Source organism: Shewanella sp. NFH-SH190041 (assembly GCF_024363255.1).
Taxonomy (GTDB): Bacteria; Pseudomonadota; Gammaproteobacteria; order Enterobacterales; family Shewanellaceae; genus Shewanella.
In genome coordinates, this window is the sequence record NZ_AP026070.1 from 602432 (window position 1) to 616802 (window position 14371).

Sequence of the window (14371 nt, forward strand, 5' to 3'; positions counted from 1 at the left end):
GGCAAAAACATCAAAGTCACTGCGGGCTTCATACTGAGGCGGTACCACTTGTTTCATCGGCACGATATTTTGGTTGCTGTAATCCCCTGTCATGGTCATATCGTTGCGCTCATAACTGGTTGTAATGGGCAGGACGATATCGGCAAAACGGGTCGATGATGCCCAGTAAGGATCTGATACCACGATCATTTCCGGTTTTTGCCAAGCTCGGATCAGGTGGTTGATATCCTGATTGTGGGTAAAGGGAGAGCCACCCGCCCACCAAATCATACGAATATCCGGGAAGGTTTTTACCTTGCCATTGTTGTCATATTGCTGATGAGGATGCTCCAGCGCCCGGATCAGCGAGCCAACCGGGATAGTGTTGAGTGCCCCTGCCATATCCCAGTTGTTAGCAGACGCATTGCCTGCATGAATTGACGGAGAAATGGTGGGCAGTATGCCACCGATACGGGTAGGGTTACCCCCGTTGGCATAATGGTAGGATAAACCAAAGCCACCGCCTGGTAGCCCTATCTGACCGATCATAGCGGCGAGAGTGACCAGCATCCAGTGACGTTGCTCACCGTATTGCTGTCGTTGCATCCCCCAACCGGCCATCAACATGGTTCTGTGTTCGGTAAACAGGCGGGCAAGGCGCTCAATGGTTGCTGCGGGCACCTGACAAATGTTTTCTGCCCATTGTGGGGTTTTGGCGATCCCGTCCGTTTTACCTTGCAGATAATCAAGAAATGGCGCAAAGCCGACAGTGTATTGCTGCAGGAAGTTTTTATCATGCCAGCCCTGCTGCACCATATAAAAAGCAATCCCCAACATCATGGCCACATCAGTATTGGGTACAGGGGCAATCTATTGCGCTTTATCGGCCATAAATTCAGCTGTTTCATTGCGCAGCGGATCGATGATGATGATGGTTTTGCCGCTGTCACGTAACTGACGGAAAAACTCTAACCCACTGCCATCTGAACTGGTCCAGGCAATTCTTAGGGTATTGAGTGGATTGGCGCCCCAAATCACGACGACCTCAGAAGACTCCAGCACCACGGGAAACACAGTTTGCTGTTCATACACGGCAATGGAGCCAACCATATAAGGCATGATGACTTGGGCGGCGCCAGTTGAATAATCACCGAAATGGCTGGAATAGCCGCCCGCCATGCTCATATAACGGCTTAACAGAGTTTGTGGCTGATGTAATACTCCGCTGGAACGCCAGCCATAGGAGCCGGCATAAATGGATTCATTACCGTATTTATGGCGGATACGCATATGCTGTTGGTGAATAAGCTGCAATGCTTTTTGCCAGCTGACCCGGACAAATTCATCCTGTCCGCGTTTGCCGTCCGGATGGCTCGGATTGGCTAAAAAGCCTTTACGCACCATGGGATATTGCACTCTTGCTGGGGTATAGACTTGATCATGCACCACAAGCTGTAACGCATTGGGCATCTTTGCGGGCAGTGCCCCATTGGAGTCAACAATGCGGCCATGGTTGACCTGAATTACCAATGGTCCCCAGTGGGCAGCATTAATAATAAAACGCCCCGGCACCCCTTCTGCGAATGATTTGACCGGTAGTAGACTGGTAATGCTGAGTCCCATAGCTGTGATACCCAGCCCTTTGATAAAGTCCCGGCGGGACAGTTGTTCAAACATCACTCCCCCTTAATGCTGCGCGGCATTGTATTGGTAGTAGGCAGTTAACAGGTGCAGTTCATCTTGTGACAGGGTGGTTCGTCCTCCCATACTGCGAACAGTAGCAGGCCAAGCATTGGCCGACAGTTGGCCAGGTTGCGGTGCGGCATGGCATACCGAGCAGGCGGTATCACGTAGCTGCTCGGCTTGATGCCACAGCGGCTGTTGGGATGCGGTGACATCATCGGGGATTTGCAGGGTTAGGCTGACATGACGCCAAGGCTTGCCGTAGGCATCGGTAAAACTTTTACCGGCAGTGATGCGCTCTGCCATTTCTGGGGTCAGTGCTGCCAGCACAATGCGTTGATCAGCACTTTTGAAAATGGCTCTGTGATTACCGTTAGGTTGTACCCCGGTAATTTCAACCTTGAGCTTGCCTTGGCTGTTGCCAAGTTCTTGCAGCGGGGTAGCCACCGGAATGGTACCCACACCGGGCAGTGCCAAGGTATGGTTGGTATAAACCGTGTGCACGGCGGCTTGGGCGGATGAGGACAGAACAATAACGGCTAATGCCGTCAGCGCGGGATATAGGTGTTTCATTGCAGCTCCACTTTATTTTTATCACGCCGGATCTAAGGTGTCGGCGTATTATCTGTGTCTGTTGTCACGACGAAATGGAGTATCAGGGGGCATTGCGCCGATGACAAAACAGGCGACTGTGTCAGGATTCTGTGGCGCGGTTGCGGTAGCTTCAATCAGATTTTTATTAAATAAAAGTTACTTAAATTACTAAGAGATAAAGAGGTTTTGTCATCAGGATCACATTGTGATGGCATCAAGGGTGTTAAGGCACAACGGATAATTACGAGGTGATAAATGAAGCCAGTTTCATTTATCAATATGTCATGCAGTTATTAGCTACCCCTAGCTTTGTTCCACTCGGTTGCGGCCTGCAGCCTTTGCCCGGTATAACGCGGCGTCAGCCCGGGTCAGAGCGCTACTGCAATTATCATCTTCGCTCAGTTGGGTCAGACCGATACTGACAGTAATATGAAACTGGCTACCGGCTGCGGAGATTTGACGTTTGGCGATGGCACAGCGGATACGCTCTGCGACTAATGTTGCTTCATCAAGACGGGAGTGGGGCAGTAAAATGGCAAATTCTTCACCGCCGATCCGGGCGGCAATGTCCCCATCCCTGAGCTGGCGTTTTAACTCTTCACAGATCTGCTCCAGCACAGTGTCACCGACCTGATGGCCGTATTTGTCATTGATCTTTTTGAACAGATCAATATCTAAAATTAACAGTGCGGCGAGGCGGCGCTGTTTTTTGCTGTCATGGAGTAATTGGCGCAGGGTGTCGAGCATGCGTCGGCGGTTATACAGCCCTGTGAGTGCGTCGGTTTCGCTCAGGGTGCGCAATTGCTGTTCTAGTTGGTAGCGGTGGGTAATATTACGGGTCAGCCAAAGCACAGCCCGTTGACCGTGAAATAAACTGTTTAGCGGGACGATTTTGCCTTCGAAATGCAACATACCGACCGGTCCCTGTTGGTCGACCCCATCCACTTCTTGTACATCCAGATCATACTCAACAATTTTGACCTGATGATGCTTGAGCGCCAGATGGATTTGAGCAATAAACCAATTTGCTTTGCTTTTAGGAAGGACATCATAGAGGGATTTGCCAATTAGAGGGCGACCATCATGGTAATTGTCATGATCTACACCCCCAAGATAAGCAATATAGTAGCCATCCTGACTGAGGATAAATGCCGGATCCGGCAGTAGAGAGACGATCTCCTGCAGTTGTGTCAGGTTCAATGTATTCATGATTGCCCATCCTTGAGCCGTCGGGAATAACCCTAGTTGATTTTACGCTTTAGATGGGAAATATCGATATAGTAAGGTTAAAAACTCATTGTTCTATTAGGGGTATTAATCAGTATGTCTTGATGTTGGCTTAGTGAAGTGGTCTAGCGGCATAACTGGTCAGGGAAATTGCAGTCCATGGCATTGACATGATGTTTAGTCAGAGGATGTTTTCCATGTAATGAGGCCTATCCTATGGATTAGGCCCCATCAAAAATAGCGTTCGCTTAGTACACGCCTTGGGCTAACATGGCATCGGCAACTTTCACAAAGCCGGCAACGTTGGCACCCAGCTCATAATTGGTATGATCGCCTTCCCGGCCATATTGCTGACAGGTGTGATGGATAGAGTACATGATGTCTTTCAGACGCTGATCCACTTCTTCCCGGCTCCAGCTTAAGCGCAGGGCATTTTGGCTCATTTCTAACCCTGATGTGGCCACGCCGCCAGCATTGGAGGCCTTGCCCGGGGCAAACAGCACTTTGGCTTGGTGGAATAGGGCAATGGCTTCGGCAGTAGATGGCATATTGGCCCCTTCTGCGACTAGCTGCACTCCGTTGGCAATTAACTGCTGGGCATCTGTGGTATGCAGTTCATTCTGGGTCGCGCAGGGGAGCGCTACATCCACAGCAAAGCGCCATGGGGTTGTGCCGCTGATGTATTCCAGTCCCATTTCCTGGGCATAATCTGCTACCCGGCCGCGTTGCTGGTTTTTGATTGTCATCAGCCTGGCCAGTTTTTCTGTGGTAAAGCCATCGGGATCATAAACCACCCCGGCAGAATCGGATGCTGTGACCACTTTTCCGCCCATGTCGATGGCTTTTTCAATGGCGTATTGTGCCACGTTGCCCGAGCCTGACACCGCAACTGTTTTACCGCTCAGGGTTTCCCCTTTGGCTTTGAGCATGGCTTCAACAAAATAAAGCAGACCATACCCTGTGGCCTCTGGGCGGATAAGGCTGCCGCCAAATGACAACCCTTTGCCGGTAAAGACACATTCGGCGCTGTTGGTCAGTTTTTTCATCATGCCGGTCATATAGCCAACCTCACGGCCACCGACACCGATATCGCCCGCGGGGACATCGGTGTCGGCCCCTAAATGACGGTACAGCTCCAGCATTAATGCCTGGCAAAAGCGCATGACCTCGCCTTCACTCTTGCCTTTAGGATCAAAATCACTGCCCCCTTTTCCGCCGCCCATAGGTAAGGTGGTCAGAGCATTTTTGAAGGTTTGTTCAAAGGCGAGGAATTTCAGAACAGATTGGTTGACGGTGGGATGGAAGCGCATGCCACCTTTGAAAGGGCCGATGGCTGAGTTGTGTTGAATACGAAAAGCGCGGTTCACCTGCACCTTGCCCTGATCATCTACCCAGGATACCCGAAATTGGATCAGGCGCTCCGGCTCCACCAAACGTTCAAGAATACCGGCATTGAGATACTCGGGATGCTGCTGGACATAGGGCCAGATAGAGGTCATCACTTCTTTGACGGCCTGCAGGAATTCAGGCTGGTGGGGATTGCGGTCGGCAACAGTGGCCAGAAAGCCGTCGAGAGAAATCTCTGCGCTCATGAAATGCTCCTGTGGATTAGGGATTCAGGTGGTTTTTATCGGTCGCATGCGGCAAGAGTTACCGCAAAAGACATCTTTTACCTTTTTATATCAGTAAATAATGTCAGCTGAACATAATGGTTCGCTAATCCTGTGTAGCATATCCCGAATTTGAAAACTTTTGCTCTATTGTTGAGGATTATTTATTTTTAATGCCGAAAATATCGCAAAAGCTCAATGCAATTAGATTTGTACGATTAAAGCTATAATGTGGTTTTGGCGGTGAAGACGCGTTTTCACCGCCAGGAAATTGCTTTATTTTGCGGTTTTACCGTCGAGATAACTTGATGCGGCTGTCAGCGCCAGTGCATACCCCTGCAGGCCTAAACCGCAAATGACGCCCACGGCAATATCAGAAAGGTAAGAATGTTGCCGAAATGGCTCCCGGGCGTGGACATTGGTGATATGCACTTCAATAAATGGAATAGCGACCCCCAGCAGGGCATCTCGCAGCGCCACACTGGTGTGGGTAAAAGCCGCCGGATTAATGATGATAAAATCGGCATCCGTTTGGTGGATGGCATCAAGCAATTCATGCTCGGCGTTGGATTGCAGATGTGTCAGGGTTAACTGCTGCTGTATCGCTTGTTGAGTCAGCTGTTCCACTAACTCGGTTAGGCCACAGTGGCCATATTTTTCCGGCTCACGTCGTCCAAGTAGATTCAGGTTTGGACCATTGAGTAATAGGATTTTGTGCGGCGTCGCCATCGGCTTGCTCCATCAGCTATCGATACTGCTGCCCAGTATAAAACGCCGTGGTAATAATCCTAGGGTTTGTTGACCTTTCAAGTTTGTTTTTGCAGCGATTTGCGACTGCTTGATACCAGGTAAAGGCTTTGATAGGTCGTTGCGCTACCTGATAAGCCGATAACGCAGTAGAAAGGTGCCTTAAACGCTGCCCGAAGGGGGTGGCTAAAAGCGTATTGCGCTTTGTTAAGCCGCTCTTACTGAGTATGACTGGGCGACAAACCATTAGTTGCTATTAACCCGCTTTTATCTCGAACAAAATTTAACCATGGAAAGTTAACAACCCTTGGTGTTTGCAGTTGACCTAGTCAAAGCGCTTTTGTTGCCGCAGGGCTTTGACCTGACCGCGCTGTTTTTTCGTGTCGATACGACGGCGTTGGCTGGCACGGGTCGCTTTGGTGGGCAGGCGTTTTTTCTCCACCACGGTAACACTTGCCACCAATTGAATGAACTGCTGCAGGGCGGTTTCCCGGTTTGCTTCTTGGCTACGGGATTGTTGGCATTTGATAATGATTTTGCCGCTGGCACTAATGCGATGGTCACTGCGCGCGAGCAGTTTTTCACGGTAAAATTCTGGCAGAGACGATTGATGAATATCAAAAATCAGCTGGGCTGCCGTGGATACCTTGTTAACATGCTGGCCGCCGGCGCCACTGGCCCGGATAAATTGCCATTGAATTTCATTTTCCTGCACGACAACACGGTTTGAGATCTTGATCATGGTTAGTGTTATTAGTTACGTCAGTTTGTGACTGCTGGTATAAGCCGGCAGCCAAGCATACCAGTTTCTGCATTCTTTTGTGTGGGGGAGCCACTTCATGCTTTGCCAAATTCCAGATATCACTCCTGGAGTGATCAGCTTATTTGTCAGCGGCCGCATCTCGGCGCTGGATTACTCTGAATGTCTGCAGCCGCTGCTGCGCCGCTACCGGGATGAGTTTGGCCGGGTCAAAATTTATATAGAAGCGGATGTTTTGTTGGAGGGGTGGGAAACCATTTTGTTACCCGATGCCGGTGAGGTTCAGTTGCCACAAGCTGATGCTTTGGTATTTGTGGGGGGGCCAGATTGGGTTGGCAATGCAGTGCAATTACTGGGGCCGTTTGTGCGTGGTGATATTGCTTGGTATCCATTAGAGCATAAAGCCCAGGCGCAGGAGTGGTTGGTGCGCCGTTAAGACAAACAGCTTACTAAGCGCCCTACTATTGGGTTGTAGGGCATATCTTCTTTACCATCTCGCTTTTTCTTCACCTTGTTTATGCTGATTTATTCCCGTTTACTTTCGCTATGTTATGTAAAAATTCTTGCTGAAATCAGCGTGCCGTATAAAATGCATGTCACACAAATGTATTGATACCGATAGCGACAGGAAACGGATTTGTTCTTCAGATTGCGCGATAATATGCACCGACTGGCGCAGACCATGATTGCCGTGGTGCTGTTGCAGTTGTTACTCGCCAATTTGGGAACTCATCAACTGCATGCCACAGAGTTGTCTGCTGAGCATGATATGTCGGAGTCCTTGCATCGTCATTTACAGATTGATGTTCCGGCGCAGTGTGTGCAGTGCCGCGATGCGAATTGTCGCTGGCAAGGTGTGTCTGCGCTAGAGATGCCTTTGCCTACCGAGCACCACCATACAAGCGCAGATACCCAATCTGTTGAGTTGTGCCTAGATTGTCAGTGTCATGGCGGTCTGGTTAGCTTGCTGGCCTATCATGGTGTTTTGCCTGCCAGTCAGCCTGGCTTATCACCGGATTTTTTCCCGCTTAGCTATTTCCCGCCGTTACCTCAACCTGATTACCGCCCCCCGATTACCTGATTATTCAGGTGTTTTGATATTACTCATCTCTCCACCACTACAGTTCCCTGACTGTTGAGTTAAGCCCATTGACGACTTGAGCTGCTGGTCTTTTGTGAATGCGCTCAAGGCATTTAGCCTTTGCGATATCAGCAATAGAGGGCGATTTTGCTGTCACTGTCCAGTCACGCTCAATGTCGCTGTGACGCAGATGGAGCAGCTATTGTCCAAGCTGTGTGCTTTAGGTCTCTTAGTGCTGTGGAAGTGGAGTATTTTTCGCTGCGTTTAACGCAGGACGTTTCCTTATTGTGACTTGTGACAGGATGCATTATGTCCGGTAATACTCTGTTTTTGCGCGCGGTCACAGCCGCGCTGTGTGTTCCTCTGTTTGTTTTTTCCTTTCCGGTAGCGGCCCATGGGCCAAGTGATGAGCAGTTAGCTTTGGCGGCACTAGGACCAGATCGGGAGCTGCATCTGAATGCTAAGCAGATGCAGTTAGCTGAGATTGAATTAATGCCAGTGGCTGAGCAGGCATTTGATTTAGATGCGGTGGCGACGGCTACCTTGAAAGTTAATCGTGATAATACGGTGACGTTGGCACCGCAGTTGGATGTGCGGGTATTACGCCGTCATGTGGTTCCCGGACAACAGGTACAACAAGGGCAACCTTTGCTCACCTTAGGTGGCGCCGCCGTGGCTCAGGCGCAGGCTGATTACATCAATGCGGCCGCCGAGTGGCGGCGGGTACAGAAGATGAGTCCAGATGCGGTCAGTGAGCGGGAGCGGCTTCAACATCAGGTTGATGCCGAGCTGAAGCGGGCGATTTTACAGGCGCTGAAAATGACGCCGCAGCAGATTGCAACCTTGTCCCGTAGACCGGCGGATATTGGCCGTTATCAACTATTGGCGCCGATTGCGGGCCGGGTACAGCAGGATATTGCCCAGCGTGGTCAGGTGTTTTCGGCGGGCAGTGCACTCATGCAATTGACCGATGAATCCTCTTTATGGGTTGAAGCGCAGTTAACGCCCACTCAGGCTCGGATGTTGGCGATTGGCGCTTCGGCTCAGGTGCGGGTGGGGGAACAGTTGTTGCCCGCCACGATTATTGGTCGCTCACATGAATTGAGCGCGGTGACCCGTACTGAGCAGGTGTTGGCAAAAATGGCGAATCCGGGGCATAAACTTCACGCCGGTCAATTTGCTGAATTGTACCTGACAGGGAGTGGTGCGAAAGGGGTGGTGCTGCCGGATACGGCGCTGTCCCGCAGCAGTGACGGTCATTGGCAGGTGTTTATCGCACAGCAGAGGGATAAGACGCCTGTTGCTGGCGAAAGTGGGTTTATTGCCCGGGAAGTGACTGTGTTGCAGCGCCAACGGGGTATGAATCTGGTCGCGGGGCTGCATGATGATCAACAGGTGGTGATTTCCGGGGCTTTTTTCCTTGCATCCGAGCAGGCTAAAGCCGGCTTTGATATTCACAACCACTGAGGATATTAGCCATGAATTTGTCTGATGTCATTCATGTGGCGGTGCGTCACCGCCTTATGGTCGTGCTGGCGTTGTTGGCGTCTTTGCTAGCGGGCACCGTGGTGCTGCCAAAGCTAAATCTGGATGCATTTCCTGATGTGACCAATGTGCAGGTGACAGTGAATACTGCAGCCGAAGGGCTGGCAGCGGAAGAGGTGGAAAAACTTATCAGTTATCCGGTCGAGTCGGCCATGTATGCCTTGCCGGATGTGACTGAAGTGCGCTCATTATCCCGAACCGGTCTGTCTATTGTGACCGTCGTCTTTGCCGAGGGAACCGATATTTATTTTGCCCGCCAACAAGTGTTTGAGCAGTTGCAGGCGGCGCGGGAAATGATCCCGCCTGGGGTGGGGGTGCCGGAAATTGGCCCGAATACATCTGGGCTTGGACAGGTATATCAATATATTTTACGGGCTGAGCCACAAAGTGGCATTTCAGCTGCAGAGCTGCGCAGCCTGAATGATTATTTGGTCAAACTGATCTTAATGCCCGTCAGCGGTGTCACGGATGTTCTGTCATTCGGCGGCTATGTGCGTCAGTACCAGGTACAAGTCGATCCCAATTTATTACTCAGTTACGGCTTGAGTATGGCGGATGTGACCAGCGCGCTGGAGAGTAACAACCGCAATGCCGGTGGTTGGTTTATGGCCCAGGGGCAAGAGCAGCTGGTGGTAAGAGGGTATGGCTTATTACCTGCGGGAGAAGCCGGGCTTGCGGCTATCGGCCAGATCCCGCTGACTCAGGCTGATGGTACCCCGGTCAGGGTGATGGATATTGCCAAGGTGACATTTGGCGCAGAAACCCGGGTTGGTGCAGTGACCATGAGTCGTAAATTGGCCGATGGCCAACCTCAGGTGCTGGGTGAAGTGGTGGCCGGTGTGGTGCTAAAACGCATGGGAGCCAACACCAAGGCCACCATTGATGACATTGTTAGTCGTGAAGCACTTATCCGCCAGGCGCTCCCTGACGGGGTGCATTTTGAGGTGTTTTACGATCAGTCTGATTTGGTTAAAACCGCTGTCACCACAGTTGTTGATGCGTTGCTACTGGCTTTTGGGTTTATTTTGGTCATTCTGGCGCTGTTTTTGGTCAACCTCCGGGCGACGTTATTGGTGCTTTTGTCGATCCCTGTCGCGATTTGTCTGGCGTTGATGGTGATGAGTTACTTCGGCATGTCAGCCAATTTGATGTCGTTAGGCGGGTTGGCTGTGGCAATCGGTATGTTGGTGGATGGTTCTGTGGTGATGGTGGAGAATATTTTCCGTCATTTGTCCCGCGCAGGCTCAGCCTCAGTCAGTGAGCGGGTCCAAGCCGCCGCAAGGGAAGTGTGTCGACCGGTATTTTTTGCCACCGTGATTATTATGTTGGTATTTGCGCCTTTGTTTACGCTGCAAGGGGTGGAGGGCAAATTATTTCAGCCGATGGCCGTGAGCATTATATTGGCAATGTTGGCAGCCTTGCTGGTGGCTTTGTTGGTGGTTCCGGCTCTGGCTGTGTATCTGTTTAACTCTGCGGGAATAAAGAACAAAGAAGGTTTAAGCACTGATTGGCAATTACCGATGCGACAAAGTCCATTGTTACGTCCGCTGCAAGCGGGTTATCAGTGGTTGTTAACTCGGGTGATGGCGACTCCCGGCCGGATTTTATTGGCTGCGGTATTGCTGTTTGCGGTGACGTTAAGTTTGATCCCCAAATTGGGTACTGAATTTGTACCTGAACTGGAAGAGGGCACGATTAACCTGCGGGTGACCTTAGCGCCGACGGCTAGTTTGGAGACTGCGCTGGCGGTTGCACCAAAACTGGAAGCTATTTTGCTGCAGTTCCCTGAGGTGGAGTATGCCCTTAGCCGTATCGGTGCGGCTGAGCTTGGGGGGGATCCTGAGCCAGTATCCAATATTGAGATTTATATTGGTCTAAAGCCTCGCGAGCAGTGGCAATCGGCGACTGACCGTCAAACGTTGCAACATCTGATGCAGGACAGGTTGAGTGTTTTTCCCGGTCTGCTTTATACCTTTTCTCAGCCGATCGCGACCCGGGTTGATGAGTTACTTTCTGGGGTTAAGGCGCAGTTGGCAATCAAACTGTTTGGCCCGGATTTGGCAGTGTTAGCAGAAAAAGGCCAGCAGTTAACCGAATTGGTGGCGGGGATTGACGGTACGACAGATGTTTCATTGGAGCAGGTGACCGGCGAGGCTCAACTGGTAGTGCGCCCTAAGCGGGATATGCTGGCCCGTTACGGCATCAGTGTGGATGATGTGATGAGCCTAGTTAGCCAAGGTATTGGCGGGATGGCCGCAGGACAAGTGATTGACGGCAATGCCAGATATGACATTCAGGTGCGACTGGCACAAACCTTTCGTCGCACTCCCGATGCCATTGCCAACCTGCTACTGACAGGTGTCAGTGGCGCGACAGTACGACTGGCTGAAGTGGCCGATGTTGCTGTGGAGATGGCGCCGCCCAATATCCGCCGGGATGATGTGCAGCGGCGGGTGGTGGTGCAGGCGAACGTGAGTGGCCGAGATATGGGCTCTGTGGTCGCGGATATTTACCGTTTAGTACCGCAAGCTGAGTTGCCACCTGGCTACAGCGTGATTGTTGGGGGACAGTATGAGAATCAATTGCGGGCGCAGCAGCGCTTAATGCTGGTGGTGCCCGTGGCGATCGCGCTGATTGCTCTGCTGCTGTATTTTTCCTTCGGCAGTTTGGCACAGGTGGGGTTAATTATGGTCAATGTGCCTTTAGCCCTCATTGGCGGCGTGCTGGCGTTATATCTCAGTGGCACTTATCTGTCGGTGCCCGGTGCTATCGGCTTTATCACCCTGTTTGGTGTTGCTGTGCTTAATGGCGTGGTGCTAGTGGATGCGATTAACCGTCGCCGCTCTGGCGGTGAAGCACTGTTTGATGCGGTGTTTAATGGCGCTCTTGGTCGCCTCAGACCTGTGCTGATGACGGCGTTGACTTCGGCGCTAGGGCTGATTCCGATCCTGCTCTCCAATGGTATCGGCAGTGAAATCCAGCAGCCACTGGCCGTTGTCGTGATAGGCGGGTTACTCAGTGCAACTATTCTGACCTTGGTGGTATTACCGGCGGGATATTATTGGTTGTATCGAGGTAAAGCCGTCATCGGGGAGCGTTAGCCACTAAAGTTGCGGCTTGGTAAGTTGGCAATGCCAAGATTTGAGGGCGCATAGCAGGGTGATTAACTGAAAAAGGCAGATGTTGCGACATCTGCCTTTTTATTCTTGTGTGGGTGATATCGTTATTTGAATAAGAGGATCACCTAAGGTCTCGGCTTATTCGAGGATCAGCAGTTCCTGATCTATGGTGACATGCTCACCGGATTTGACCTTAATCTCTTTGACTATGCCTGAGTGGGTCGCGATAACATCATTTTTTAGCCCTTTTACATCAATGGTGGCGATAATCTGTCCTGCGGTAATTTTACTGTTCAGTTCAATCACAGGATCGCCGGTTGTGGTGTAGATATGCTGAAACTCACCAAACAGTGGGCTGATGATTTTCACTTTAGGGGCATTGCTTTCTACGACAGGCGCCGGCTCAGGTTCTGGAGCCAGTGGTGCCGCTTCAACGACTGCCTGAGGGGCGGGTGCCGGTGTTGGTGCGACAGCTGGCGGTGGTGTCACTGGCATCACCGGGGCTTGAGGGGCTAAATCGGCGCTGTTGGTAATGCTACTTTCTAGCAGGCGCTTTTTATCAAATTCTGCGATAGCATGAATGACAGGGAATACATTGTCTAGATTGGCACTGTTGATATCATCAAAGGGAATATCCAAAGATTGCAGTAAAATACCTTTTTGGGTCAGATTATGTAGGGTCTGCAGAATATTGGCGGCACCATTACCTAAGCCATCAAGCCCTGCCACTACCAGCTTGTCTCCCTCTTCCATGCGGTTTTCAATCAGGTTTTTAAACTCAGGCCGGTTCATCGCTGGCACTTTAATATCAACACAGTCTGAAAAAATACGCTGTGGTTGCAGGTCCTGAACTTTGCTGAGTACATCAGCTTTCTTGCTGTCAAAGTCACTTTCAAATTGCGTCATTCTTATGTATGCAAATGTTCTCATTGTTACTATCCCAGTATCTGTTAATTGTGTTTCCCATCACTAAGGTTTGCAGTGTACATAGCTTAAGATTTGAGTTCAGTGATGAAGATCCTGCGCTATTCCCATGGCTGATGTGTGACACCAAATGTTGCTTAACAGCGGTTTAACATGATCTTCAAGATAATCATACTTACGCGAGAAAATCAATGTGTTGCTTTCATAGTTGCCTTATAATCCCTACGCGCTTTTTCTGTTGCTGAATAAATTTTCCCGCCGGAGAAGAAGCTTGTGTTACAGAGAGATTCAACAAGATTGATTTTGTTCGATTAATCACTGTTTTTGGCCACCTTTTTCACCGGCCGAAACTTTTTTTCGGAGATGATATGCTGGACTCCATTTACACGGTTTTATCTGCCCTATGGCATCAGGATTTTAATGCCTTGTTGACCCCAGGCAGTGCAGTACTGATTTACTTATGTGTCGGTACGTTAATTTTTCTTGAAAGCGGTTTTATTCCTGCCGCGCCTTTTCCTTGTGACTCTGTCGTTGTGCTGTCTGGCACCTTGGCCGCCGTGGGAGTGATTGATCCCATAGCTATTTTATTGCTTATTCTAGTATGCGCAGCCATGGGGAGTTGGATGGCTTATTTGCAGGGGCGTTGGTTAAACCGTTTACCTGTCGTGCAGCGTTGGGTCAATGCCGTGCCATCGGAGAAACTGCAAACCGTGGATAAGTTGCTGGGTCGCCATGGTTTAGTTGCATTATTTACCGCCAGATTTATTCCTGTAGTACGCTCTTTGCTGCCATTAATGATGGGCATGCGGGTGAAAGAAGCGCCTAAATTTCATTATTTCTCTTGGCTCAGTGCCATTTTATGGACGCTGCTATTGGTGGGGTTGGGCTATATTCTGCCATCCCTGCCTGAGCCTATCAGTAAAACGGTGACCATGGGGTTGATGGCTGCGCCAGTTATCACCTTCTGTGTGGCACTGACCAGTTGGCTGGTGTTTAAACTCAGAAGTCGACTAAAACGCAGTATTTGATGATGTGTTAAGCCGGGTTTGTTACCCGGCTTTTTTATTCCAGTCATTCAGCCGTATAGGCAGCCTATCTCAGG

The 14371-nt window shown here is 50.5% G+C and carries 11 protein-coding genes and 1 pseudogene; 5 read left to right on the top strand and 7 right to left on the bottom strand.

Going from position 1 to position 14371, the window contains the following annotated elements; all coding sequences use genetic code 11:
• Window positions 1-3 precede the first annotated feature (3 nt).
• The 6 genes and pseudogenes from NFHSH190041_RS02680 to arfB form a co-directional block, all read right to left on the bottom strand.
• Window positions 4-1656: pseudogene (locus NFHSH190041_RS02680) on the bottom strand (molybdopterin-dependent oxidoreductase); the annotation flags it as partial.
• A 9-nt stretch (window positions 1657-1665) separates the two neighbouring features.
• A complete protein-coding gene (locus tag NFHSH190041_RS02685; protein WP_261923780.1) occupies window positions 1666-2235 on the bottom strand; it encodes a hypothetical protein in 570 nt (189 codons plus the stop codon).
• A gap of 324 nt (window positions 2236-2559) precedes the next feature.
• The gene (locus NFHSH190041_RS02690; RefSeq protein ID WP_261923781.1) at window positions 2560-3465 is read right to left on the bottom strand and encodes a GGDEF domain-containing protein; all 906 of its coding nucleotides are present in this window, start codon (window positions 3463-3465) and stop codon (window positions 2560-2562) included.
• 266 nt (window positions 3466-3731) lie between these two features.
• Entirely contained in the window at window positions 3732-5075 is a 1344-nt protein-coding gene (gene gdhA, locus NFHSH190041_RS02695; RefSeq protein ID WP_261923782.1) for an NADP-specific glutamate dehydrogenase, read from the bottom strand.
• Window positions 5076-5369: 294 nt separating this feature from the next.
• Window positions 5370-5822: a type II 3-dehydroquinate dehydratase gene (aroQ, locus tag NFHSH190041_RS02700; RefSeq protein WP_261923783.1), complete on the bottom strand. Its 453-nt coding sequence runs from the start codon at window positions 5820-5822 to the stop codon at window positions 5370-5372.
• Window positions 5823-6165: 343 nt separating this feature from the next.
• Complete coding sequence (gene arfB, locus NFHSH190041_RS02705) at window positions 6166-6582, bottom strand: alternative ribosome rescue aminoacyl-tRNA hydrolase ArfB (RefSeq protein ID WP_261923784.1); 417 nt, start codon at window positions 6580-6582, stop codon at window positions 6166-6168.
• Between the two features lie 97 nt (window positions 6583-6679).
• Between arfB and NFHSH190041_RS02710 the strand changes: the two genes are divergently transcribed.
• From NFHSH190041_RS02710 to NFHSH190041_RS02725, 4 genes are all read left to right on the top strand, one after another.
• Window positions 6680-7036 carry an STAS/SEC14 domain-containing protein gene (locus tag NFHSH190041_RS02710; protein WP_261923785.1) on the top strand — a complete coding sequence of 119 codons (357 nt, stop codon included), beginning with the start codon at window positions 6680-6682 and terminating at the stop codon, window positions 7034-7036.
• A gap of 201 nt (window positions 7037-7237) precedes the next feature.
• Entirely contained in the window at window positions 7238-7681 is a 444-nt protein-coding gene (locus NFHSH190041_RS02715) for a hypothetical protein (RefSeq protein WP_261923786.1), read from the top strand.
• Window positions 7682-7990: 309 nt separating this feature from the next.
• Window positions 7991-9148, top strand: a complete 1158-nt coding sequence (locus tag NFHSH190041_RS02720; protein WP_261923787.1) for an efflux RND transporter periplasmic adaptor subunit — start codon at window positions 7991-7993, stop codon at window positions 9146-9148.
• 11 nt (window positions 9149-9159) lie between these two features.
• Window positions 9160-12327: an efflux RND transporter permease subunit gene (locus NFHSH190041_RS02725; RefSeq protein WP_261923788.1), complete on the top strand. Its 3168-nt coding sequence runs from the start codon at window positions 9160-9162 to the stop codon at window positions 12325-12327.
• A 156-nt stretch (window positions 12328-12483) separates the two neighbouring features.
• On the opposite strand, the gene NFHSH190041_RS02730 is transcribed toward NFHSH190041_RS02725, so the two are convergent.
• The gene (locus NFHSH190041_RS02730) at window positions 12484-13275 is read right to left on the bottom strand and encodes a recombinase family protein (protein ID WP_261923789.1); all 792 of its coding nucleotides are present in this window, start codon (window positions 13273-13275) and stop codon (window positions 12484-12486) included.
• Between the two features lie 362 nt (window positions 13276-13637).
• Between NFHSH190041_RS02730 and NFHSH190041_RS02735 the strand changes: the two genes are divergently transcribed.
• Window positions 13638-14297: a DedA family protein gene (locus tag NFHSH190041_RS02735; protein WP_261923790.1), complete on the top strand. Its 660-nt coding sequence runs from the start codon at window positions 13638-13640 to the stop codon at window positions 14295-14297.
• Window positions 14298-14371: the final 74 nt, after the last annotated feature.

Coding starts and splice junctions, on each gene's coding strand:
- NFHSH190041_RS02710 (WP_261923785.1), top strand. CDS start 6,680: ATGCTTTGCCAAATTCCAGATATCACTCCTGGAGTGATCAGCTTATTT.
- arfB (WP_261923784.1), bottom strand. CDS start 6,582: ATGATCAAGATCTCAAACCGTGTTGTCGTGCAGGAAAATGAAATTCAA.
- NFHSH190041_RS02685 (WP_261923780.1), bottom strand. CDS start 2,235: ATGAAACACCTATATCCCGCGCTGACGGCATTAGCCGTTATTGTTCTG.
- NFHSH190041_RS02735 (WP_261923790.1), top strand. CDS start 13,638: ATGCTGGACTCCATTTACACGGTTTTATCTGCCCTATGGCATCAGGAT.
- aroQ (WP_261923783.1), bottom strand. CDS start 5,822: ATGGCGACGCCGCACAAAATCCTATTACTCAATGGTCCAAACCTGAAT.
- gdhA (WP_261923782.1), bottom strand. CDS start 5,075: ATGAGCGCAGAGATTTCTCTCGACGGCTTTCTGGCCACTGTTGCCGAC.
- NFHSH190041_RS02725 (WP_261923788.1), top strand. CDS start 9,160: ATGAATTTGTCTGATGTCATTCATGTGGCGGTGCGTCACCGCCTTATG.
- NFHSH190041_RS02690 (WP_261923781.1), bottom strand. CDS start 3,465: ATGAATACATTGAACCTGACACAACTGCAGGAGATCGTCTCTCTACTG.
- NFHSH190041_RS02730 (WP_261923789.1), bottom strand. CDS start 13,275: ATGAGAACATTTGCATACATAAGAATGACGCAATTTGAAAGTGACTTT.
- NFHSH190041_RS02720 (WP_261923787.1), top strand. CDS start 7,991: ATGTCCGGTAATACTCTGTTTTTGCGCGCGGTCACAGCCGCGCTGTGT.